The sequence below is a fragment of the Aequorivita viscosa genome (assembly GCF_900106795.1).
Classification (GTDB): Bacteria; Bacteroidota; Bacteroidia; order Flavobacteriales; family Flavobacteriaceae; genus Aequorivita; species Aequorivita viscosa.
The window spans coordinates 57,979-81,404 of sequence record NZ_FNNS01000017.1 but is presented as its reverse complement, the minus strand read 5'-3'; the positions used below and the strand labels follow the sequence as shown (position 1 = coordinate 81,404).

Here is a 23,426-nt window from a genome sequence, read left to right as displayed (position 1 = left end):
GAGATAGGAATATGTACGGTTGGTGACTGTCCTGCAAGGTGTCGTCTTTTCCGATGATAATCGGAAAAGACCTCCTTGTAGGTCTTTAATAGCCTTATTAAATCGGTAAAACTAAAGCACCAAGTAATTTTTTGATTATTTTTAGAAGTGCGCATACTTCCAACATTCAAAAACAATAAAATCATGGAAACAACAACCTACACTAAAGTTTACCGAATTATCCATTGGGCAATAGCGATTACATTTCTACTTTTATTGATAACAATCTTCTTGCGATTGACTTGGATGAATAAATACAATATGGCAGATATTATCCAGGAATATTTAAAAACCACCAACCAGACCTTGTCGTATGACGAGGCCGTGCTCCTGGCAAAACAAATCCGGAAACCCATGTGGGAGTGGCATATCTATCTGGGCTATGTTTTAGTTGGATTGTTTAGCATTCGGTTTACACTTCCTTTCTTTGGGAAAATGAAATTCCCAAACCCACTTGCCAAAGAACTGTCGTTGAAAGTGAAATTTCAAAAATGGGCCTATATCATTTTTTATATCTGCGTTGTCGGATCCTTAATTACTGGACTCTTAATAGAATGGGGACCAAAAGACTGGAAAAAACCAGTGGAAGAAATTCACGAACTTGGTGTTTATTATCTCGTAGGCTTCATCGTAATCCACCTTGCAGGAGTTGTAATAGCTGAATTCACAAACCAGAAAGGGATTATATCGCGGATTGTGAGTGGGGGAGGGAAAAAGTAGTGAAAATGGGTGCTGCTCGGCACTGATATATAGCAATCCAAATAAAACCTAATCCCCAAAACCACCCCGTCCAATAGTTCTATTATACTACCCTCAGTTTATACTTGTTCGAAGATTGTTCGAATAGCCCCCCATCTTTGTGAAGGTGATTCGAACGAGACTCGAACAAGACTCGAACAAGACTCGAACAAAGCCCTCCAAATACCCAATATACGGTGCGTTTCGATTTTGTTTAAAACGAGTTAATCGAACGTAGATGTTGCTGTGGCGGACTATTGTGTGCCAATTGCTATAAAACTGCCGCTATACGGTTTAAAAGTGGAATTGCAAGCTGACATTTATGCTCTTTTTAAATGTTTTGTTGGGATAAATGATTAGAGAGATTCCACTCCGATTAATTTGCCCCAAATGCAAAATCTCGTAAAACTTTGATCTTCAAATGCTCTAAATTAGTCCAATAAATTTTAAGATATTAGGTATTAAGACACATAAAAGATGCAGTATAGCGATTATGTTGTAATTTACGGTAATAACTTCTGAAATACTACTATATTTACATCGTAATAATTATGTAGGTAATAGGTAATAGTATGACTAGTAAGAAAACTATATTAAAATCCATAATAAAGCCTGGTGGCATTGCTTCCGGTTATTCTTTTAGGGGAAAAATAAATGGTTCTCCTAAAGGTAACTTGCGTGTCGTGCAGTTAAAAGATATGGAAAATGAATATACTTCCATAGGTAATGAGTGTACTTTCATAGACGCAGCTGAAATTAAGAAAAAATACTATCTGGAAAAAGGTGATATCCTTTTTATTTCAAAGGGTGCTAACAATTTTGCTACTGTTTTTGAACTTGAGGATGCATTGCCGTCAGTTGCAAGTTCGGTGTTTTATGTAATTAAAGTAGATGCCTTAAAGGCAGAGCCAAATTTTGTGGCTTGGTATATTAATAAAAGCAAGGTGCAACAGTATTTTCAAGAATATGCTGTAGGAACTTATTCTTTAAGTATTAACAAAGAAGTGGTTGAAAATATTCCATTGCAGTTACCGTCTTTAGAAATCCAGATAAAGATTGCAAAAGTGGCTAAGCTTGCTCAAAAAGAACAATATATTTACAAGTCGCTTAAAGAAAAAAGAAATCAACTATTAGAAGCACAGCTTTTAAAATCAATAAATTAAAATATATAATAATGCAAGAAAAACCCAGTCAAGATCAGATAAATAAGATGCTTTGGAATGCGTGTGATACCTTCCGAGGTGCCTTTGATTCATCGGAATACAAAAACTATATCTTGGTTTTTATGTTCGTTAAATACTTGAGCGATGTATGGAAGGACCATTACAACGAATACAAAAAACAGTACGGAGATGATGAAGAATTAATAAAGCGCAAACTAAACCGCGAGCGTTTTGTGCTGCCTGAGAACTGTACCTATGATTATATATACGACCATAGAAATGACTCTGATATTGGTGAAAAAATAGACAAGATACTCTCCAAGATTGAGGAAAAGAACATTGAAAAATTGGACGGCGTTTTTAGAAACATCAGTTTCAATTCAGAGAAATTGGGGCAGACCAAAGACCGAAACCGCAGATTGCTTAACCTCATTAACGATTTTGCAAAGCCAGAGCTCGATTTTCGTCCTTCCTTATGGGATGGCAAGCAGGATGTTTTGGGAGAGGCGTATATGTATCTCTTGGAGAAATTTGCTTCGGGAGCCGGAAAGAAAGGCGGGGAGTTTTTTACACCAAAAGAGGTGTCACAACTATTGGCCAAGCTGGTAGCCCCAAAAGCGGGAGATCGAATCTTCGACCCAACTGCAGGTTCCGCGTCGCTTTTAGTGCAAGTTGCAGAGGAGGTTAAAGATAAAGACGGCAACCCGTCGAGGGACTTCGCTATTTACGGGCAGGAGAGCAATGGCGACACTTGGGCATTGAGCAAGATGAACTGTTTTATCCACGGAATGGATGCTGCGCGAATAGAGTGGTGCGATACCTTGAACAATCCACAATTATTGGAAGGCAACGGGTTGATGAAGTTTGATGTGGTGGTAGCTAATCCGCCATTTTCACTTGATAAATGGGGACATGAAAATGCGGAAGCCGATAGGCATAGAAGGTATTTGCGTGGGATTCCACCAAAATCGAAGGGGGATTATGCTTTTATACTGCATATGATAGAGACCACCTTGCCAAACGGTCGGGTAGGAGTGATTGTGCCGCACGGAGTTTTATTTAGAGGCGGCAGCGAAGGAAAAATTCGGGAGGCACTTATCGAGGAGAATTTATTGGAAGCTGTGGTAGGATTGCCTCCAAATCTTTTCTTTGGCACAGGTATTCCTGCAGCTATCCTTATTTTCAACAAGGCCAAAACGAATAGCGATACTTTGTTTATCGATGCCAGTAAGGAGTTTGATGATGGCAAAAAGCAGAACCGATTGCGGAAAAAGGATGTTGAGAAGATAGTAGCCGCATACCAAGGGTTTTCAGAAATTCCAAAGTACAGTCATGTGGCGCCATTGGAAGAGATAAAGGAGAATGATTTTAACCTCAACATTCCGCGATATGTGGACACCTTTGAAGAGGAGGAGCCTGTGGATATGGAAGCAACAAAACAGGAAATTGCGCAGTTGGAAAAGGAGTTGGTAGAAGTGAAGGCGGAGATGGAAGGGTATTTAAAAGAGTTGGGTTTATAATTGAGAACTAAAGAATGAAATATGGCAAAGAGGCAATCATCTATAAATGTAAAAGTTAGTGAAGTAAGCATTTATACAGAAAATGATTTAGACTTTATTTCTTTGACAGATATGGTCAAAAGTTTTGAAGGAGGAAGCGCTCTTATAGAACAATGGTTAAAAAATAAAGATACCATCTTGTTTTTAGGTGTTTGGGAGCAATTGAACAACACGGATTTTAATTCCCTCGAATTCGAGGGAATTAAAAATGAAGCATTGATATGAAAGAATCTGAAATTATCTTTTACACGACACCCAATGGCGAAGTGAAGTTGGATATTCGCTTTGAGGATGAAACATTTTGGCTCTCCCAAAAGAAGATGGCCGAATTATTTGGGGTTGAGGTTCACACGATCAATTATCATTTAAAGGAAATTTTTAAATCGGGAGAACTGGATGAGATGGCAACTATTCGAAAAATTCGAACAGTTCAAACAGAAGGCTCTCGGCAGGTTCAGCGAGAAATTGAGTTTTACAATCTCGATGCCATCATCTCCGTAGGCTATCGCGTAAACAGTTTTAATGCCACTCAGTTTAGAATTTGGGCAACTAAAACTTTAAAAGAATTCATCATCAAAGGTTTTGTTTTGGATGATGACAGGTTAAAGCAAGCTAAAAATTTCGGCCGGGATTATTTTGATGAATTATTGGAGCGCATTCGTTCCATACGAGCTTCGGAGCGGAGGTTTTATCAAAAGATTACCGATATATATGCCGAAGCCAGTATTGATTATGATCCGAGCGCACCAATTACCCGTTCCTTTTTCAAAACCGTCCAGAACAAACTGCATTGGGCTATTACTGGTAGAACGGCAGCGGAAATCATAAAACTTCGAGCCGATGCCAAAAAGGAGAATATGGGATTGACTACTTGGAAAAATGCACCTGCCGGAAAAATATTAAAATCGGACGTGGGCACCGCCAAAAATTATTTGGAGGAAGATGAAATAAAGGCTTTGGAGCGCATTGTTACCATGTATTTGGATTTTGCTGAACTGCAAGCGGAACGTCAAAATCCAATGAAAATGAAGGACTGGATTGGTAAGCTGGATGGTTTCTTACAATTTAACGATTATGAAGTCCTGCAAGATTCCGGGAAAATAACGGCAGTAGTAGCCAAGAAGTTAGCTGAAGAAGAATACGAAAAATTTGTGCCGATTCAGGATAAAAACTTTGTATCGGATTTTGATAGGATAGTAAAAAGGTTAAAAAAGAAATGAGTTCAGAAGAAGTATTTAAATTCGAAATAGATGAACCAAGCGAGAAATTTCGCAGGCATCTGGATATTGATTTTAATGATCGGATTATCCTGTCTGCACCTTTTGGTGCTGGGAAAACCTATTTTTTAAATGAGTTTTTTAAAAATCAGGAGGAATATGAAGCTATCCATCTTTATCCTGTTAACTATTCAGTAGCTTCCAATGAGGATATTTTTGAATTAATAAAATTCGATCTTCTATATGAGCTTTTAGGTAAAAATGTAGATTTCGAAAAAGAGGATTTTAGTAAACTAGATTATTTGCCTTTCTTTTTTCAAGAAAATGGAAAAAAAGTACTCGATGCTTTTACCCCGCTCATTGCGAGCATTCCATTGATTGGAAAGTCACTGTTTGGTGTTGCCGAAAATTTGAAGAAACTTCTAAAACAATTTGAAGATGAATTTAAAGGAATACAAATAGATGATAAAGCTTCAGTTTTAGAATATTTGGAAGCATTTACTCAAAAACCTGGCTCTACAAAGGAAGAAGATTTTTATACTCAGTTAATTTGTCAATTGGTCAATCAATTAAAAGATAACGACCAAAAGAAAAAAACAGTCCTTGTTATTGATGATTTAGATCGTATAGATCCGGAACATATATTTAGGATTTTGAACGTATTGGCTGCACAAATCGATAAAAACGGTAATGATAATAAATTTGACTTTGATAAGATTGTCCTTGTTTTTGACCAACAAAATGTACGAAACATTTTTGGGAATAGATATGGGACGAATGTGGATTATACAGGATATATAGACAAATTTTATTCTTATAAAATATTCGAATTTTCAAATGCTATTGGCCTTAAAAAAGAAATTCGCCGGCTTCTTAATACCATCCAAATAAACGGAGGAAGTATAGCGCTCTCTATAGATAAGGGTTTGCTTGATGACGCAACTTTCCTATTTGAGAAGTTGATTGAGGCGAATACCGTAATACCGCGCAGATTATTAAAGATACTAAACTCCCCTTTTTCAATCAGTTCTAAACCCATAAAATTTAAGGGCTCCACAAAATCTTTTAGTGGAAGACAATTTTCTATTTTATTGATCACAAAACTATTGTTACACGTTTTTGAGGAATGGGAAGATTTGTTAAAAGCTGTAGAAAAAATAATGCATAAAATGGGAAGTATGGATTCTAATCAGAGAGAAATAATTCCCATTATTGAACACTGTTTAGCCGTTTTAGATATCAATGGACACGATTTTAAAGTTGATCAGAATTTGGGGTATTCCCCTTCCGTTGATTCCCCCATAGAAATCCAATATAGACTGCATCATTTCCCCATGGAGCGGTCCTATGGTGTTTCGATAATTCCAAATTCAGTTGAAAAACTTAGGGGTACGGATCTTTTCAAAATACTATATGACACCTTATCAAAAATTGAAAAGGACCATTTAATTCAATAAATCAAAATATGAGTGCAATATCAGCTACTATTTCTTTAAGTTCAATTGGAGAAAAATCCTTTACGATAAAAGAAGGCTATAAAAAAACAAAATTGGGTTGGATACCAGAGGATTGGGAAACGCCAAGAATCGATGAGGTGTTTGATTTTTTAAGTTCCAATTCACTTTCAAGAAATCAATTGAATTATGAAGAGGAAGAAGGGGTTTATAATATTCACTATGGGGATATTCATGCGACTTATAAACGCCCGATTTTAGATTTCGAAAATGAGAGCCGAGTTCCGAAAATAAATAAGGAAATAGCTATATCACAAACTTCAGACTTTTTAAAAGATGGTGATTTGGTTGTTGCTGATGCTTCCGAAGATTATGAGGGTGTGGGAGAGGCCATTGAACTTAAAAATGTCAATGAAAGAAAAGTGATAAGCGGCTTACATACTTTTGCTTTTAGGGATAAAACCAACAAAACGGCGGAAGGTTTTAGAGTCTATATTTTTAGAAACCCTCTAGTAAAAAAAGCCTTAAAAACAATTGCAACTGGAAGCAAAGTATATGGAATCTCAAAAGGGAATCTCCAAAAATTTAAAATAGTATTACCTACACTCCCAGAGCAACAAAAAATAGCCACCATCCTCTCCACTTGGGATAGTGCCATTGCAAAACAAGAACAGCTTATCACCGCAAAACAGGAGTTTAAAAAAGGGTTGATGCAATTGTTGTTGACAGGGAAGAAACGGTTTGAGGGGTTTGAGGGGGAGTGGAAAGCAAAAAAATTAAAGGATTTAGGTGAAGTTTTTACGGGTGGTACCCCTTCGTCGGAAGTAGAGGACTATTGGGGTGGTGAAATTACTTGGTATACACCCTCGGAAATTAGAGGAGCAGGTAAATACATTCAAAAATCTAGAAGAAAAATAACATTAAAGGGTCTTAAAAACTCATCAGCGACCATCTTTCCAAAAAATACGATAGTTATTTGTACTAGAGCTACAATAGGGGAGTTGGCAATATCTAAAGTTGAAGCATGTACAAATCAAGGTTTTAAGAGTCTTAATGTAAATGAAAACAACGAAGTTGAGTTTATTTATTATAAACTTAAACAATCAAAAACCATTTTTATGAGGAAAGCTAGTGGTAGCACCTTTTTGGAATTGTCTACAACCGATTTTAGAAATTTAATTTTAAAAATGCCACCTCTTCCTGAACAACAAAAAATAGCTTCCGTTTTAAGTGCTGCGGATAAAGAAATAGGATTATTGCAAAGTGAACTTGCTAGGCTTCGGGGGCAGAAGCGGGGGTTGATGCAGCGGTTGTTGACTGGGGAGAAAAGAGTGAAAATTAAAAAAATAGAACTATGAAGTTAGAAAAACTAACAATTAAGAATTATCGATGTTATAAAAATGAGACTGTATTTAAAGTAGATGATTTAAACTGCTTGATTGGAAAAAATGATGCGGGCAAGTCAACAATTATGGAAGCTTTGGATGCTTTTTTTAATGACAATATTGATACGGGAGATTTGTCAACAAATAGCGATGGAACTGATATTGAAATCACTTGTGAATTTTCAGGAATACCAGAAACTTTGATACTTGATACCTCTATAGAGACCAGCCCCGAAGAAGAAGGAATACTTAATGAGGTAGGTAACCTAGAGATTGTAAGAGTTTTTAAGGTTGGAAAAACAGTTGGTAAATCTATTTTTCTTAATGCATACAATTATTCTCATCCTGAATTATCCAGCTTGTTAGAATTAAAAAATGGAACTCTCAAAGCTAAAGCAGAAGAGTTTGGTGTTGACTTAACCGGAGTTACTAAAACTAAAAATCCACCTATTCGTACTGCTTTTAGAAATCATTTCGGTAGAGAAAAGGTTAATGGGAGGATAAAAGTGGACGGAAGTTTGACAACTGAAAATAATTTAAAAGCAATTTGGGGTAAGGTTAATGCAATGTTGCCAATTTATTCTCTTTTCAAGGTAGATAAAAGTCTTGATGATAAAGATGGTGACGTTCAAGATCCCATGAAGAGTGCAATAGAAGAAACTTTAGCTATTGATGCAATTCAAATCAAGCTTCAAGAAATTGAGGATATGGTTAGAGAACAATCAACAGCAGTTGCAGATAGCATAATAAAAAAGCTAACTGAAATCGACGCTTCACTTGCTGAAACTTTAAAGTCTGATTTAAGAAAACAACCCAATTGGAAAGGTCTATTTGACCTAACTCTATTTAATGATGAAGGGATACCACTTAATAAAAGAGGAAGCGGTGTACGTAGATTGGTGCTATTAAGCTTTTTTCAAGCTCAAGCAGAAAAAAGAAAAGCAGACAAGAATGCTCCAGCCATAATTTATGCTATAGAGGAACCGGAAACGTCTCAGCATCCTAATCACCAGATGCTACTTATACAATCTCTTATAGAGTTAAGTGAAAGTGAAAATACGCAAGTTTTTTTTACATCTCATAGCGCCAATCTAGTTAGAGAAATTCCAGTACAATCCTTAAGATATGTTGTAAATACTGAAGATGGTTTAGAAATACGTAATGCTTGGAACTTTGATAATGACCAAGAAATTCAAGAAACAATTGATGCAGTTATTGCTACTTTAGGAATATTACCTAACCCTAAAGATTCTGTTCGAGTTTTAGTTTATGTGGAAGGAAATAATGATGTATTAGCGTTAAAACGCTATAGTGCCATTTATGTAAATGAAGGAGAGGGAACAATAAATTTAAGTGATGAAAGTATTGGATGGGTAATAACAGGCGGCTCTTCGCTTAAACATTATGTGGAAAATAGTTATTTGTCGGGATTGGGTAAACCAGAAGTTCATATTTATGATGGAGACGATGCAAGTTATATTCAAGCGGTGGCAGAAATAAATGGAAAGGGAGAACCCACAAAAGTAGGTTTTAACACTTCGCGTAGGGAACTAGAAAATTATTTACATCACGAGGCTATTAACGAGGCCTATGCCGTCAATGGAGCCAAATGCGAATTGACGATTATAGATGAAAAAGATGATGTTCCAACATTGGTTGCAGAGCACACTTATACACTAGGTGGTGGCGATTGGGCTTCCTTGGATATTATAAAGCAAAAGGAAAAATCAGATAGAAAAAAGAAGTTGTTAAACACACAAGCTGTTGAGCAAATGACAATTGTTAGGTTAAAAGAGACTGGTGGGTATGACGAAGTTAAATCTTGGCTTACTCAAATTGAAGTTTCTTCAAAATTATAAGTAATGAAAGTCAACTACACCGAATCCCAAGACTCCCAAACCCCTGCCCTGAATCTGCTTCAGAAGTTAGGCTGGGACTATATAACTCCTGAAAAAGCGGTACAGGAGCGAGATGGTTTTACAAGGATGATGGGGCGGTTACAACAAATTGATACTTCATACGATTGATGCAGCGGTTGTTGACAGGGGAAGTGAGGGTTGAAATATAGTCTTATCCGAATCTCTCGCTATTCATTTGACTAAAAAATAGTATCTTGATAAAAATATTCAGGCTATGAAAACAATAGAAATCAAAAAGAAACTAATCGAAGAGATTAATTTATCCAACAATAAAGATCTACTTGAAGAATTATACCGTTTTCTCAATCTTGAAAATGAAACGCAGGAAACTTACAAGTTAGATATGGAACAAATCTCTGCGGTTGCCGAGGCTCGCGAGCAAATTAAAAAAGGGGAATACTTGACTAATGATGATGCGAACCAAGAAATCGACGAATGGTTAAACAAATAATTTGGTCGAGAAGGGCACAAACCGATAGAAAGGAAATTTTCGAATATTGGAATAAAAGAAACAAATCCAATCTTTACAGCAAAAAACTAAACGAACTTTTCAAAGAGGCTGTCAGATTGATATCGGAATATCCCGAAATCGGTAAACCCACAGACGACAAAAATGCGAGAATTAAAATCGTAAGGGATTATCTGATTATTTATGAAGTCGATGAAAACCAACGCTTGTTAATTCTTACAATATGGAACAGCAGCCAAAACCCAAAAACATTAGAAAAAATATTGCGCAGATAGCCAATAGCTCACAATGCTAAAAAAGAATGTGCGAGCAGTCGCTAACCCCAATGTTTATACCATCCAATTTTAAAGTGGTCGAATTCGACCACTTTAGAAAAATGTAAGCTTGCGATTGGCTTATAATATATGCGTCCTAATCAAAATTACAGGGTGTTCGACATATTAAAATCAAAAATAAAAAGAATAAAGGTGTTCCCATAAAAACAAAAAACCTAAGCATATAACTTAGGTTTCTTGTCGACCGGGAAAAGCCCAATCCTTTTTACAATGACAATTTTAGTATTAATCAACAGTAAAAACAATGTTTTTAACAGTAAAATAGAAATTCCCAAAAGGGAGAAATAATATAGAATAAATGGCCGTATCAAACTACACCGAATCCCAAGATTCCCAAACCCCAGCTCTGAATCTGCTTCAGAAGTTAGGCTGGGACTATATAACTCCTGAAAAAGCGGTACAGGAGCGAGATGGTTTATTTACAAGTGTTTTGCTGGAGGATATTTTGACAACACAGCTTAGCAAGATAAACAGTTTTGAGTATAAGGGGGAGGATTATAAATTTTCCACAGGCAGCATACAAGCGGCTATCAATGCCTTAAAGTCGGTGCCAGACGAAGGTTTGAGCCGAACCAATGAAAAGATTTATGACCTGCTGACCTTGGGCAAAAGTTTTAGCGAGACCATACAAGGGGATAGCAAAGGATTCACTTTAAGATATATTGATTGGGAACATATAGAAAACAACAGTTTTCACGTCACTGAGGAGTTTGAGGTGGAGGGTATCAATGGGAAACGCCGTCCAGATTTGGTGTTGTTTGTTAATGGGATTCCGTTTGTTGTGATAGAGAACAAACGCAGGGACAAAAACGAATCCATTGACGAGGCTATTTCGCAAATGTTGCGCAATCAGCGGAAGGAAGGTGGTATTCCCCGCTTGTTTTATTTTGCGCAATTGTTGTTGGCCGTGCATCCCAATGAAGTGAAGTACGGAACCACAGGAACACCTGCAAAATTTTGGAGTGTTTGGAAAGAAGAGAATGAAAAGCAGGTTCAGAAATTACTAAAAATAGAAAAAGGAAGTGCTTTATCTGAAGACAGACTGCCTACCACACAGGATAAAAGTTTGTTGTCGCTTTGTAGTCCGCAACGGGTGATGGAACTTGCCTATAAATATATTGTTTTTGATGGCCCCATCAAAAAGATAGGGCGGTACCAGCAGTATTTTGCGGTACAGGACACCATGGCTCGGGTAAAACAGAAGGATGGGGATGGCAATAGGTACGGGGGCGTTATCTGGCATACTACAGGAAGTGGGAAGTCGCTAACGATGGTCATGCTTTCAAAAGCTTTGGCATTGGATCCTGAAATTCCGAATCCGCGAGTTGTAATAGTAACCGATAGAATAAGTCTAGATAAACAGATTTATAAAACCTTTCAAAATTGTGGCAAAAAAGTACAAAAAGCGCAAAGTGGTAACCACTTGACCGAACTTTTGAAAGACAAGGGCAATGAAATAATCACCACCATTATCGATAAGTTTCAAGTGGCTGCCAATAGGGTAAAGATAACAGATTCGCAAAACATATTTGTGTTGGTGGACGAGAGCCATAGGAGTAATTATGGGAGTGCGCACGCCAGTATGAAAAAGATCTTGCCCAATGCCTCTTATATTGGGTTTACGGGAACTCCCTTGATGAAAACCGAAAAAAGTACCGCCCGTAAGTTTGGTGGGTTTATACATAAATACACCATAGACCAGGCGGTAAAAGATGGTGCGGTTTTGCCCTTGTTATATGAAGGTCGCTCCGCCAAGTTAAGGATTAAAGAAGAACAGATCGACAAGGGTTTTGAGCGTTTGGCCAAACCTTTGGCAGAGGAAGCACAAAAGGATTTGAAGAAGAAATTTTCTTCCATTTCAAAAATTTATGAGTCCGATAGCGTGGTAGAGGAAATAGCCTACGATATATCAAAACACTATACCGCCAACTGGCAGGGAACCCGGGCAAAAGCGCAATTGGCCGTGCCCAAGATTGATGTAGCAATAAAATACCAGAAGTATTTTGAAACGCAGACAGATCCCGCATTAAAGATTAACACACGGGTGGTTTTTACGCCGCCCGATAGCCGGAAGGACAATGAGGATGTATGGCAGGAATCGAGTTCCGATTCCCGGAACTATTGGGAAGGACTGATGAAACAGTTCCGCGATCAGGATACCTACGAAAATTATGTAGTGGAAAAATTTATCGACCCCGAAGATACCGAAGTGGAAATGCTTATTGTGGTCAGTAAGCTATTGACTGGTTTTGATGCACCAGTTAACACCTTGCTCTATTTGGCAAAACCATTGAAAGGCCATAACCTTCTACAGGCAATAGCTAGGGTGAACCGACTGTTTAAAGGAAAGGAATACGGTTATATTATAGATTATGTTGGCGTATTGGGAAAACTGGACGAAGCCTTGACGGAATACAGCGCCTTGGAAGATTTTGAGGAAGACGATTTGTTGAATGCCGTGGCAGATATGAGCGAAGAGGTGCGGAAAGTGCCCATTCACCATGCCGAGGTTTGGGATATATTTAAAAGCGTAAAGAACAAGGACGATATAGAGGCCTTGGAACGTTGTATAGCCCAAAAGGATGTGCGTGATGAATTTTATGACCGTCTGTCGCAGTTTGCACGAACGCTACAAATGGCTATGGCATCGGACACTTTTTATGAGGAATTCACCACTTCGCAAATTGGTTTTTACAAGAATGAGCTGAAGAAATTGCAAAGTCTTAGGGTTTCGGTTATGTATCGATATGCGGAAGCTGTTTCGTATAAGGAATACGAACCCAGGGTAAAGAAGTTATTGGATACCTATGTGAATGCTTATGAGGTAATGGAAATTATCAAGGATGTGAACATTTTTGATAAGGACATGGTGGAAGAGGCTCTGGAAACTTATGGCAAAACCCCGGCATCAAAAGCTGATTTTATTGCACACCGAATGAAAAAGGTGATTACCGAAAATATGGAGAAGGATGAGGCGTATTACAAGAAATTCTCCGACCTGATTGAGCAGACCATCAACGATTTTCACGAAGGACGAATGAGTGAAAAGGAATACTTGGAAAGCATCAGTAAGGTGCGCAATGATTTTGATAGGGGCTATCAAGAAGGAATCCCCGATTTAGTAAAAGACCGTCCTGAAGCCCGTGCTGTATTTGGCGCAATTGCCCAAGTAATCAACGAAAAACACGGGGAGAAAATAACCACAGGAATTCAGGATAAACTGGCCATTGCAGGAATTGACATCACAAAAATCATAGAAAATCTAACTATCCGGGATTGGAAAAAGAATCTGGATGTTCAGAACAAGATGGAAAATGAAATTGAGGATTATCTCATGGAACACAGGAAGGACTTGGGGGTGTCAATAAATTTTGATGAAATAGATATCATACTCGCCAAATGTTTAAAAGTTGCCAAAAACAATTATTGATGGACAGTGTAATTTACGGTTCCAAAACCATTGATTTTAAGGTAAAAAGAGCGTCCCGAAAGACCCTAGCTATTGAGGTGCATCCAGACAGCAGCGTACATTTGATTGCTCCCGTGGAATCATCAATGGCGGAGATAAAAAAGAAGGTGGCGAATAGAGGTAGATGGATTGTTAAGCAACAAGCCTATTTTGAGGCGTTTTTACCGTTAACCCCGACGCGGGAATACGTTTCAGGAGAAACACATTATTATCTCGGAAAACGCTATTTGCTCAAGGTTGAACAGGGTGTTAAAAATACCGTCAAGCTTACGGGGGGTAAAATAGTGGTTACACTTATTTCGCCTAGTCAAGACAAGGTTAAAAAGATGTTGGCTGCTTGGTATTATAGGCTCGCCAAACGGAAATTTGAACAGGTTATGGAGTTGACTGTTCAAAAATTTAAACAGGAAAAGATCGAAGCTAGTTCTTTTGAAATAAAACGAATGAAGAAACGATGGGGGAGCTGTACCCCAGAAGGGAAGATTATCTTAAATCCAGAGTTGATTAAAGCCAATGCCAAATGTATTGAATATGTAATAACCCATGAGTTGTGCCATTTACTTATTCCTGCCCATAACAAAGAGTTTTACAGATTGCTGAAAGAGAAGATGCCTGGATGGGAGAAGTGGAAGGAGAAGTTGGAGAAGATGATGGCGTAGGGGGAAATGTGGTAGCGGGCAGTGGTCAATTTTTAGTAGCAGTAGGCAGTGGCAGTAGCCTGTGTTCAGTGTTCAGTGTGGTCGGTGTTCATAGAGATGATTTAGATAATATTAATATTCGAAAATAGGATCAAAGGTTTAGATCGATATGAATATTTTCATTAACACCTGGTGTTAATTGTTTTTTGTATATTTGCACTGTGGGAAGGGCGAAATTTTTATGAGCTCATGGATATTTCTTTTGCATCGAACAAGTTGAAGAAGCTTGCAAACAATGACCGAGAAGCCGTTAGGAAACTGGGCAAACGCTGTGCCTCCCTATTTAAAACACGACTTGACGATTTGAGAGCTGCTTCTACGCTTGAGGATGCTAGGCATTTGCCTGGACAATACCACGAGTTGGTTGGAAATAGGAAAGGACAATGGGCGTGCGATCTTGAACATCCCTACCGTTTAATCTTTGAACCGCATCAAGATCCTATCCCTACTAATAAGATTGGCCAATTTATTTGGTTGGAGATTAAAGGAGTGGAAATAATAGATATCACTGATTATCATTAGATATGACTACTAAGCAAAATCAATATTATCCAGAGAGTGTTTCACACCCTGGCCAGAGCCTTTCGCAGAAGCTCGAGGAAATGGGAATGGGTAAAAAGGAGTTTGCCGTAAGAACGGACAAGCCTGAAAAGACGATCTCTGAAGTTATTTCCGGTCAAAGTTCCATTACCTCGGAAATGGCTGTAAAGTTTGAGGATGTTTTAAAAATACCGGCTTCTTTTTGGTTAAAGAGACAGCAGGACTACGATGAGGCAAAGGCTAGAATGGCCAGAGAGGATATTGTGAAAAATGCTTCTCCTTGGGCCTTGTTATTCCCATATGCCAAGATGGCTGCTATGGGATGGGTTCCCAAAACTAGAATTGTTGAGGAGAAAGTGAAGGCCTTATTTAGTTTTTTCCAAGTTTCTACCCCGGAAGCTTGGGAGAAATATTATTTTGAGAGAGCTCTTTTGGTGGAGTTCCGAGTTTCATTGGCCCATTCCAATAAACCATATGCAGTTGCCGCTTGGTTGAGAAGGGGAGAGGTGCAAGCCCATGAAATGTCCAGCAATGAGTTTAGTAGTAAAAAGCTTAAAGAGAGTTTACCCAGGATAAAAGAGGTGATGGCGGGGCATCCCCCCGATTTTTTTAACCAACTTCAGCATATATGTCAAAAAGCCGGAGTTAAGGTGGTCTATACACCCTGTTTGCCAGGTGCACCAATCCATGGTTCTACTCGTTGGATTGGAGATACACCACTTATTCAACTCTCAGCGAGATATAAAACAAATGATAAATTCTGGTTTACTTTTTTTCACGAACTAGGTCATATACTCTTGCACGGAAAAAAGTATATATCTATCGAAAACATAAGCTATGAGGGACTTGATATTGAAAAAGAGAAGGAGGCCGATGATTTTGCGATATCTTGGACTTTTAGTGAAAAGGAGGAAGAAGAAGTCCTGAGGAATAGACCACTAACTTCACGAGATATTGTTCAATTTGCTAAAAAATTTGGAACCCATCCTGCAATTATTATTGGACGGTTCCAACACAAAAAATTGATTCCCTATAATAAGGGTAGAGGGTTTATTGCGGCAATTGAATTGGATGGATGAGATGAGTACTCGAATTTTAGCCTTCAAAGATAAAGCCTTAATAATCCCCAAATAAAGCAAAAAAAATTATTGATACAGACGATTTATCAAGAGCAACCTACTGTGGAAAGTGTCAAATTTCAATTTATAAATAAAGCCTTCCTCGGAATTTTCACACCTCAAAATAAAAACATCCTGACTTCTGATGAATTGCAAGGCAAGGGAAAGGTTTTTAATGATGCGGAAGAATTATTGAGCGCAATCCTCAACAACAAGCAATACAAACATTCTCAACACATTCAATATTTGGCGGATAAACACGAAAACCAAACGATGAAAATTCGCTTTGAATTAAACCCCTTTTCCTTTGTATTTCTTTCGGCAGGCGAACAGCGATATTATTTTGTTTTGAAAACATTGGATACAGAAGAGGCAACCTACTTATGGCATACACCTAAAAACAAATCATCACTTATTGAGAAACTAATTCAAATTGAAAATCAACTCAATATTATTAAGGAAAAAGGGTCAGACTTTAAAAAGTCTAACCCCTGTTATTTTAAACTTACACACTTAGCGGGATAGTGTCTTAAGGCATTTCCATTGGTATAATCTTATTTTCTCTAAATCAATCTTTCCAACCGCGCCATCATCTCATTCTTCTCCTTAAGCATACGTTCGCATAGATTAATTTTCTCGTCGTGTAATTTTAAGATCTGATCCACAGGATTATCGTTTCTTTGATAGCCAATCCCATTATCTTCAATGGTATTAGAAATAATATTCACCGCCTGCTCCTCATCAAAATTCTTAAAAGCTTCAAAGGGTATATGCAGTACTTGTGAAATTTACTTAAGTAGGGGAGTGTCCACTTCCTCTTTTTGTTCCAGCAAAGTGATTTTCTTTTGGTTCCATTCTTCGCCTAACTCATAAGCAAGTGCTTCCTGCTGAATGCCAAGCATCTCACGAAAGCGTTTCACATTCCGGCCTTGACGTATTTTAGTCTCCAATATCTGATGGCTTTTTTCTTTCCTCTTTCCTCTTTTCTCTTTCCTCTACCCCATCATCAATCTCAATTACCAAATTTAACACTAATTTTAATAAATGCCTTAAAAGCCCTTTCTAAAATATCCCAACCTAAGCCTGCCCTGAGCGCAGTCGAAGGGTCATTGCGAGCGCAGCGCGGCAACCTCACCATGCAACTACCTGCCCACATTGAAAAACCACCCCCCTCACATCACGCCCTCCCATTCTCTTTCATTTTTTCATTTTTTTTCATATCTTAGCAGTACAACCAACTCATTCTCAATGCAATGTCCTTCCAATTGTTTAAAATATTAAACATTATAGGCACAATCAAAGGTATTACCTATTATAGGTTAAACGGAAAATATGTAAAACGTAAGTCATCACCTCCTTCGAGAGAAAAAATTATGTTCGACCCTCGTTTCACTACCGTAAAAGCTAATGTTACCGAATTTGCTGCCGCAAATATGCTTGCAAAATCTATTTATACAGGTTTACAGGAAAATTTGAAAATTTTTAAAGACAGTTATTTTACAAGCCGCCTTACTGGCAGCTGTCGCAAAATAATTCAAATGGGTAGGGGAACCAAAGGACAAAGAGAGGCAAACGTTTTTAATCTACCCGATGCCCTTATTGGATTTCAACTACATAAGAAGCAGATATTTAACCAAATTTATTGGGCTAACAAATCTGTTTTAGTCAATAACGACCGTTCAAACATTACAATAAATATTAAAAAAAGCAGCCCCCTACATCTGAGTAAATGCCCTAAATCTGCAACACATTTTGTGCTTACCGCAGTAATAAGCACGGTTTCTACACATACCTGGATTCCAAAAATTAAAAAATACCAAACAGCATATCCCGCAGCCAATGCCTTGGGGAAAACAATACAAACCCCTGCATTATTGTGTAAACTGGAGCATCAAGACATTAGCTTAGAACTCAATATGCCCACCACAAAACCAATACCACCTAATGTTGCCATAACGGTGTGGCTAGGAATACAATATGGTAAAGAAATAGACAATATATTCACACCTTTTGTCGCGGGAAAAGCAATGGAATGCATCGCAATAGTCTAGAAATTGCCCTCCCTAAACTAAAACATCTTAAAAACAGTCTGTTTTTTCTTAAAACCCTTACTGTACAAGGGTGCAGTAGCTACTTTCTCCCAAAGCAACTCCAAGGCAAAGGCTAGGTTCACCCGTGTTTACTCCATAGATAAGCCATAGATAAAGCATAGATACGCCATAGTTCCTATCACATCAGTTATCGCCAAAAGGCACGACCGAAACAACCTCAAAATGCTAACACCTACCATAATAAATAAACCAAACGACATCATTCTAAGTTATCCCCTCCCAAACTTGAATATCCCCACAAACCCAAAGAACTTTATGCCATAAATCAGAATACACCACGTTATGGTACCACTTCAAAATCTTCAATCATTGCCCCCAAGACTTGGTTGCAAAACTGCACCGGCTAACCCTTGAACTTCCTATTAATAACATCTACTATCATCCCGCTACCGCCCCTAGAAACAGTCCACCTCGTTATTGTTACTCCCGAAATTACAAACAGCGAACTAATAGAAGCTAAAAAGTGGCTTCGCCTTGCCCTAAAAGAAAAGCGGATATATTTTCATGTACTTAATTACCTGCAAAAATATTACGGATATAAAAATGGCAATCCCTTTATCCCAGCCTATTGCACTGCGGCTGCAATGGTGTATCAAAATTAAAGTAATCAAATTCAGCATACCCGTTTTTATCATACCGAAAGGAAAACTCCAAAGTCCCATAGCGTAAAACCACATTTACTAAAAGAATATCAAAACAGATGGTATGTAGTAGGAGAAACCGATGCAGGATTTCGAGTTTTCGGTCTGGACAGAATAGAAGGTTTACAAGTGCTAGACAACAAACCTTTTAAAAATAAAACCGAAGAAGCCAATGAGAAGCTATTTCATACCGTTGGTTTAAATTTCACCGATCACGAACCCGTGCGCATCGTTTTGCGTTTTGAGGCAAGACAAAAACCGTATCTGGAATCTCTGAAACTGCACAGATCACAACAAGAGCTGGCAGATGGATTGGAAGGTTTTTATACAATCAAACTATTTGTTAGTTATAATTTTGAGCTCAAACAGCAGCTTTTAAAATACGGGAGTTTAGTTGAAGTTTTAGAGCCTTCCTTCGTAAGGGAAGACATCAAAAAGGAGCTGGAACAAGCGCTTAGTGCGTATTGATTATGACTACGGACTAAATATTGTAATTTAGACTAACTTAAAATTCAATTAACTACACATTCAATACGTCAACTTTTTAGTCTTGCCTCTAGACTCTAGTAGCGCAGCGATCTTGTCTCTTTTCTCGGGCGCTTCACCCGTATATTATCTTTCCACCACATACCCCATTTCCTAAATTAATTAACTGTACTTTCGCGGCCGCAAAAATAGCTTATGAAACGCATTAACGAATACAAGAAACTCTTTGGAGTTGAAAAGGAAATAGAATTAAAGGCTCTTAAAACCAGCTACCGTAACTTGGTAAAAGAGTGGCATCCAGACAAGTTTCAGGATGGGGACGAGCGTCAAGAAGAAGCTGAAATAATCAGCCGTAAAATTATTGATGGCTACCATTTTCTAGTGAGCATTGCTCCAGAAACCAAGGCAGCAAACTTAGAAGAGTATACAGAAACCATCACAAACGCTGGCATTGCCGATTTTCAGCATAAAGGGATGGTGTTGGAGATTAGCTATTTGGATGGTACTACGTATGAGTATTTTGGGGTTACTAGAAAGGTTTATATAAAAATGGTAAACAGCGACAAGCTCAATCGTTTTGCAAAGCGAACCATTTATCCAAACTACATCTATAGAAAATCTAAACGCGCTGTAGAAGAGGTTTAGTCTTCTGCTTTGTTTTAAAGAATTCTACTAAATCACTTTAGTCCACTATTGACGAGATAGATTTTAAGGAGCGCTGATGCATCCTTTAAAATCACCTTCGGCATTAGTGGATTTTTGTATACCTGCGAAAACCCTTTTAATTGCTTTCTATCCCAATGCAATTCCAATTCCCATAAGAATAAAAATCCCGCCTGAAACCTTATTGATCCATAGACTAGATTTCGGATTTGCTTGGAATTTTTTGGAGAAAGAACCTGCAAAGTAGGTTAGACATAAATACCAAATAACGCCCAGCACAGCATAAGTTAGCCCCAATATAAAAAAGGGAACAGGGTTCTGAATCTGAGTGGGCGATATAAATTGAGGGAAAAATATTAAAAAGAATAATGCGACTTTCGGATTTAAGGCGTTTGTCATAAAACCTGAAATGAAATCCTTCTTACGGGTGTTCATACTCTGAATCGCATCTTTGGAAACCGTAGCCTCTTGCTTTTTAATCAATTGCATAACGCCCATATAGATAATGTAAACAGCACCTGCATATTTGATTGTTGTAAAGGCATAGGTCGATTGGGCCACAAGGATAGAGAGTCCGAGGGCAGCAAAGAGCGTGTGCGTTAATACGCCCGCGTTTACACCTAACGCCGCAAATGCACCTGAGGTTTTACCTTGACTAATAGCTCTGTTTAATACGAAAATGGTGTCCATTCCTGGAGTCATTATAAAAAGCAATGCCGTAACCCCGAAAGCCATAAAATTTTCAATTCCCATCTGTCTATTCTCGTTAAAAGAGTACCAAATTTTTTATGCAAAGGAATGACAGCAATCGCAATTGAAAAATAGTTATATTTGATGTATTAATGCAAAAAACGGATTAGAGGTGACCATTCAGCAAATGCGATATTTTTTGGTACTCGCAGAAGAGCTTCATTTTTGGAGGACTTCTGAAAAGGTTTTTATGTCGCAATCGTCCTTGAGCAGACAGATTCAGGGTTTGGAAGAAGAGCTTGGTTTTAAACTATTGGAAAGAGATAAACGAAATGTCAAACTAACCGAGGCGGGGAAGTTTCTTCAGAAACGATGGAGAGAATTATTGGATGATATGGATCGCGCACAAACCCAGGCAAAAAAAATCAATATGGGCAGTTCTGGCCTTATTTCTATCGCCTATCCTGGTTCTATTTCTTCGAGTTTCCTGCCTGAATTACTTCGGACTTTTACCGCAGAAATGCCAGAGATGAAAATGGAATTGGTTGAGCCCACTGATGCCACCAATGAAAAGTTGTTGTTGGATTACCATATAGATATTGCCTTTAGTAGAGATAGCGTTCAGCACCCAGCGCTATCTTCTAAGAAACTGTATTCGGAACCCGTTTGTTTGGTGGTAGCGGAAAATCATTGGTTAAACGAAAATACGTATCACGATTTCAAAAGCCTCGAGAATGAGAGCTTTATTCTTTCAGGATTGCATCATACAACCTTTTTTGCCACGCTATTACGTCGTATTTTCACCACCTACGGCTTCGAGCCTAAAACTCACGTTGAAACCGATTTTGGCGGATTGATTTTAAACTTGGTCGCCAATGGCCTGGGAATATCCATCTTGCCGTATTCCTTTCAGTTTGGAAGTTATACCGGCGTTCGATTCATCAATTTGCAAGAAGAAGTAGATCTGTACGTAAATTGGCGAAAGAAGGATGAAAATGAGGTGATCGAGAAAATAATACAACATTCCGAAGCCTTGGGGGAGAAGATAAAGGCACGCATAATATTATAGAAAGTCTCGATTAAATACTTTCGCATTCCTGTAATGTGGACTTTTATTTCCCATAAATCTATTCAATAAACTTAAACTGAATATCGTTGGTCATTACGTGAACCGCTTTAAAATCCGAAACAACCCGTATTTGGTGTTCAATTGCAGAAGGGACAATAAAGCTGTCGCCTTGACGCAAGCTGTGCTCGGTGCCGTCCAAGTTTAAAACGCATTCACCTTCTAATACTATCAGTACAGACTCGATACTTGCGCTATGTTTTGGCAATAGTTCTCCCGCCTTAGCACGCATCTGTTTAGTTTGAAACTTATCTCCTTTAGCCAATGGCTTTATCGTTGGGTTGGTTACCGATTTCATGACAGTGTTTTTTGTTTATTTCTCATTCTGAAAAGATATTGCTTCTAAATTAGACAATTAACTCTTATTTCGCAACTGTTCGTGTTACGGAAATTGCTGATTGTGTCATTGATGCCCTTTTTACGTATCTTTGAGATATAACTTAAAAGCTATTTTTTAGCTCCATAGCCTTTATTTAACGACTCAGCCTAGGTGGGAACATTTCATTTATTGTTTGTTTAAAGCCAATAAAAAGTGGAGGGAAAACACGAAATTTAGAATTATATGAAAACCGTTAATACCACTATAAATTTAATATTTATATCGCTTCTGTTGTTCATCACTGCTTGTTCAAGTTCTGATGAAGCAGAGGTAATTGAAACTGATGATCCTGTAGAAGAAACTGAGTTGCGATTTAGGAGTGTTACCCAAAATGTAACGTTTGATGTATGCACCTCACAATATTGTAGCATTAAACAAATAGCATTCTTAAACGAAGAAGTGGGGTATGCTGTGACGGGGGTGCAATTATACAAAACTAATACGGGTGGCGAAACTTGGGAGTATCTGCTCAATCAAGATATTGTGGGAAGACTCATTCCATTGACCGAGGAATTAATGTTTTTGAATGTTTACGATGGGATATTAAAAACAACAAACGGAGGCTCCTCTTGGACTAATTCCCCAACTCGACCATTTGGGTTTATTTGTGAGTCAACGGGCTCAATCAATCCAGGTATTATAGAGTTTGTGGATAGTTCCAATGGATTTATTCAAGATAAATGCGATAGGGGACAGTTGTATAAAACTTCAGATTCTGGTAATTCTTGGGAAAGAATATTCAATTCGGATAATGATATTACGGAATTCCATTTTAGAGATGCTAACAATGGATTTGTTATAGTAAATGATATTTTATACTTAACAGAAAACGCAGGCCAAGATTGGACTGAAAAGGATTTCCTTCCAAATACCTTTGATTATGTAATCGAAAAAGGAAACTTCTTTCTATTTCCTGATGGCACCTCAAATGTTGATAAACCAAATCTAGACAACCCTAATAGTACTGTAACTACATTTGATGTTAATCAAAATGGCGATATAGCTGTAATTTTATATGACGATTCTTTAGCAGCCAATAATTGGCAATTAATGCTCTATATAAATAATGAAACCCCAGAGTGGATACGTGTTGATCAACTACCAGATTTAAACGATCCAATTTCAGTGTATAGTGCAATTAGTTTAACCAATGAAAAATCTATGTATATTGGTGAATCCCGCTCTGGAGTGCTACTTAAATATTACGTTGAATAGCATATTTAATTT

24 protein-coding genes and 2 pseudogenes are annotated in these 23,426 nt (G+C 37.9%); 23 read left to right on the top strand and 3 right to left on the bottom strand.

Annotation, left to right across the window (positions count from 1 at the left end; translation table 11 throughout):
* The first annotated feature begins 183 nt into the window (after nucleotides 1-183).
* From BLW28_RS10795 to BLW28_RS10725, 16 genes are all read left to right on the top strand, one after another.
* The gene (locus BLW28_RS10795; protein ID WP_073219315.1) at nucleotides 184-759 is read left to right on the top strand and encodes a cytochrome b/b6 domain-containing protein; all 576 of its coding nucleotides are present in this window, start codon (nucleotides 184-186) and stop codon (nucleotides 757-759) included.
* A gap of 590 nt (nucleotides 760-1,349) precedes the next feature.
* Nucleotides 1,350-1,940 (top strand): restriction endonuclease subunit S, encoded by a 591-nt coding sequence (locus BLW28_RS10790; protein ID WP_073219309.1) that lies wholly within the window; start codon nucleotides 1,350-1,352, stop codon nucleotides 1,938-1,940.
* Between the two features lie 11 nt (nucleotides 1,941-1,951).
* Nucleotides 1,952-3,460 carry a type I restriction-modification system subunit M gene (locus BLW28_RS10785; RefSeq protein ID WP_073219306.1) on the top strand — a complete coding sequence of 503 codons (1,509 nt, stop codon included), beginning with the start codon at nucleotides 1,952-1,954 and terminating at the stop codon, nucleotides 3,458-3,460.
* 21 nt (nucleotides 3,461-3,481) lie between these two features.
* Nucleotides 3,482-3,724, top strand: a complete 243-nt coding sequence (locus BLW28_RS10780) for a KilA-N domain-containing protein (RefSeq protein WP_083540730.1) — start codon at nucleotides 3,482-3,484, stop codon at nucleotides 3,722-3,724.
* On the top strand, nucleotides 3,721-4,719 hold the full coding sequence (locus BLW28_RS10775; protein WP_073219302.1) for a virulence RhuM family protein: 999 nt from the start codon (nucleotides 3,721-3,723) through the stop codon (nucleotides 4,717-4,719). The genes BLW28_RS10780 and BLW28_RS10775 overlap by 4 nt, the downstream gene beginning before the upstream one ends.
* On the top strand, nucleotides 4,716-6,173 hold the full coding sequence (locus BLW28_RS10770; protein WP_073219299.1) for a P-loop NTPase fold protein: 1,458 nt from the start codon (nucleotides 4,716-4,718) through the stop codon (nucleotides 6,171-6,173). The genes BLW28_RS10775 and BLW28_RS10770 overlap by 4 nt, the downstream gene beginning before the upstream one ends.
* Nucleotides 6,174-6,181: 8 nt before the next feature.
* On the top strand, nucleotides 6,182-7,528 hold the full coding sequence (locus BLW28_RS10765) for a restriction endonuclease subunit S (protein WP_073219296.1): 1,347 nt from the start codon (nucleotides 6,182-6,184) through the stop codon (nucleotides 7,526-7,528).
* Nucleotides 7,525-9,414: an ATP-binding protein gene (locus BLW28_RS10760; RefSeq protein WP_073219293.1), complete on the top strand. Its 1,890-nt coding sequence runs from the start codon at nucleotides 7,525-7,527 to the stop codon at nucleotides 9,412-9,414. Before BLW28_RS10765 ends, BLW28_RS10760 begins: the two co-directional genes overlap by 4 nt.
* Nucleotides 9,415-9,417: 3 nt before the next feature.
* Nucleotides 9,418-9,582, top strand: coding sequence for a hypothetical protein (locus BLW28_RS15740; RefSeq protein ID WP_159431764.1), 165 nt, complete (start codon nucleotides 9,418-9,420; stop codon nucleotides 9,580-9,582).
* A 106-nt stretch (nucleotides 9,583-9,688) separates the two neighbouring features.
* Entirely contained in the window at nucleotides 9,689-9,925 is a 237-nt protein-coding gene (locus tag BLW28_RS10755) for a hypothetical protein (protein WP_073219290.1), read from the top strand.
* Complete coding sequence (locus BLW28_RS10750) at nucleotides 9,910-10,218, top strand: type II toxin-antitoxin system RelE/ParE family toxin (RefSeq protein ID WP_073219288.1); 309 nt, start codon at nucleotides 9,910-9,912, stop codon at nucleotides 10,216-10,218. Before BLW28_RS10755 ends, BLW28_RS10750 begins: the two co-directional genes overlap by 16 nt.
* 358 nt (nucleotides 10,219-10,576) lie before the next feature.
* Nucleotides 10,577-13,708, top strand: a complete 3,132-nt coding sequence (locus BLW28_RS10745) for a type I restriction endonuclease subunit R (RefSeq protein ID WP_073219285.1) — start codon at nucleotides 10,577-10,579, stop codon at nucleotides 13,706-13,708.
* Entirely contained in the window at nucleotides 13,708-14,406 is a 699-nt protein-coding gene (locus BLW28_RS10740) for a M48 family metallopeptidase (protein WP_073219312.1), read from the top strand. Before BLW28_RS10745 ends, BLW28_RS10740 begins: the two co-directional genes overlap by 1 nt.
* 255 nt (nucleotides 14,407-14,661) lie before the next feature.
* Nucleotides 14,662-14,967: a type II toxin-antitoxin system RelE/ParE family toxin gene (locus BLW28_RS10735; RefSeq protein WP_234946482.1), complete on the top strand. Its 306-nt coding sequence runs from the start codon at nucleotides 14,662-14,664 to the stop codon at nucleotides 14,965-14,967.
* A gap of 2 nt (nucleotides 14,968-14,969) precedes the next feature.
* Entirely contained in the window at nucleotides 14,970-16,064 is a 1,095-nt protein-coding gene (locus BLW28_RS10730) for a HigA family addiction module antitoxin (protein WP_073219279.1), read from the top strand.
* A gap of 69 nt (nucleotides 16,065-16,133) precedes the next feature.
* Nucleotides 16,134-16,628, top strand: a complete 495-nt coding sequence (locus BLW28_RS10725; RefSeq protein ID WP_092842566.1) for a hypothetical protein — start codon at nucleotides 16,134-16,136, stop codon at nucleotides 16,626-16,628.
* Between the two features lie 38 nt (nucleotides 16,629-16,666).
* On the opposite strand, the pseudogene BLW28_RS10720 reads toward BLW28_RS10725, so the two are convergent.
* Nucleotides 16,667-17,053: pseudogene (locus tag BLW28_RS10720) on the bottom strand (XRE family transcriptional regulator).
* 315 nt (nucleotides 17,054-17,368) lie between these two features.
* Here BLW28_RS10720 and BLW28_RS10715 point away from each other — a divergent pair.
* From BLW28_RS10715 to BLW28_RS10700, 5 genes and pseudogenes are all read left to right on the top strand, one after another.
* Nucleotides 17,369-18,154: a hypothetical protein gene (locus BLW28_RS10715; protein ID WP_143036868.1), complete on the top strand. Its 786-nt coding sequence runs from the start codon at nucleotides 17,369-17,371 to the stop codon at nucleotides 18,152-18,154.
* Nucleotides 18,155-18,564: 410 nt separating this feature from the next.
* The gene (locus BLW28_RS15630) at nucleotides 18,565-18,816 is read left to right on the top strand and encodes a hypothetical protein (RefSeq protein ID WP_143036867.1); all 252 of its coding nucleotides are present in this window, start codon (nucleotides 18,565-18,567) and stop codon (nucleotides 18,814-18,816) included.
* Between the two features lie 9 nt (nucleotides 18,817-18,825).
* Nucleotides 18,826-18,975 (top strand): annotated as a pseudogene (locus BLW28_RS16195) (WYL domain-containing protein); the annotation flags it as partial.
* A gap of 9 nt (nucleotides 18,976-18,984) precedes the next feature.
* Complete coding sequence (locus BLW28_RS10705; protein WP_073219267.1) at nucleotides 18,985-19,323, top strand: WYL domain-containing protein; 339 nt, start codon at nucleotides 18,985-18,987, stop codon at nucleotides 19,321-19,323.
* Between the two features lie 213 nt (nucleotides 19,324-19,536).
* Nucleotides 19,537-19,986 (top strand): KTSC domain-containing protein, encoded by a 450-nt coding sequence (locus tag BLW28_RS10700; RefSeq protein WP_073219264.1) that lies wholly within the window; start codon nucleotides 19,537-19,539, stop codon nucleotides 19,984-19,986.
* Nucleotides 19,987-20,133: 147 nt separating this feature from the next.
* On the opposite strand, the gene BLW28_RS10695 is transcribed toward BLW28_RS10700, so the two are convergent.
* Nucleotides 20,134-20,757 (bottom strand): LysE family translocator, encoded by a 624-nt coding sequence (locus tag BLW28_RS10695; protein WP_073219261.1) that lies wholly within the window; start codon nucleotides 20,755-20,757, stop codon nucleotides 20,134-20,136.
* 109 nt (nucleotides 20,758-20,866) lie between these two features.
* On the opposite strand from BLW28_RS10695, the gene BLW28_RS10690 reads away from it, so the two are divergent.
* Nucleotides 20,867-21,763 carry a LysR family transcriptional regulator gene (locus tag BLW28_RS10690; RefSeq protein WP_073219258.1) on the top strand — a complete coding sequence of 299 codons (897 nt, stop codon included), beginning with the start codon at nucleotides 20,867-20,869 and terminating at the stop codon, nucleotides 21,761-21,763.
* A gap of 58 nt (nucleotides 21,764-21,821) precedes the next feature.
* On the opposite strand, the gene BLW28_RS10685 is transcribed toward BLW28_RS10690, so the two are convergent.
* Nucleotides 21,822-22,118 (bottom strand): cupin domain-containing protein, encoded by a 297-nt coding sequence (locus tag BLW28_RS10685; RefSeq protein WP_073219254.1) that lies wholly within the window; start codon nucleotides 22,116-22,118, stop codon nucleotides 21,822-21,824.
* Between the two features lie 264 nt (nucleotides 22,119-22,382).
* On the opposite strand from BLW28_RS10685, the gene BLW28_RS10680 reads away from it, so the two are divergent.
* Nucleotides 22,383-23,414 (top strand): WD40/YVTN/BNR-like repeat-containing protein, encoded by a 1,032-nt coding sequence (locus BLW28_RS10680; RefSeq protein WP_073219252.1) that lies wholly within the window; start codon nucleotides 22,383-22,385, stop codon nucleotides 23,412-23,414.
* The last annotated feature ends 12 nt before the right edge of the window (nucleotides 23,415-23,426 follow it).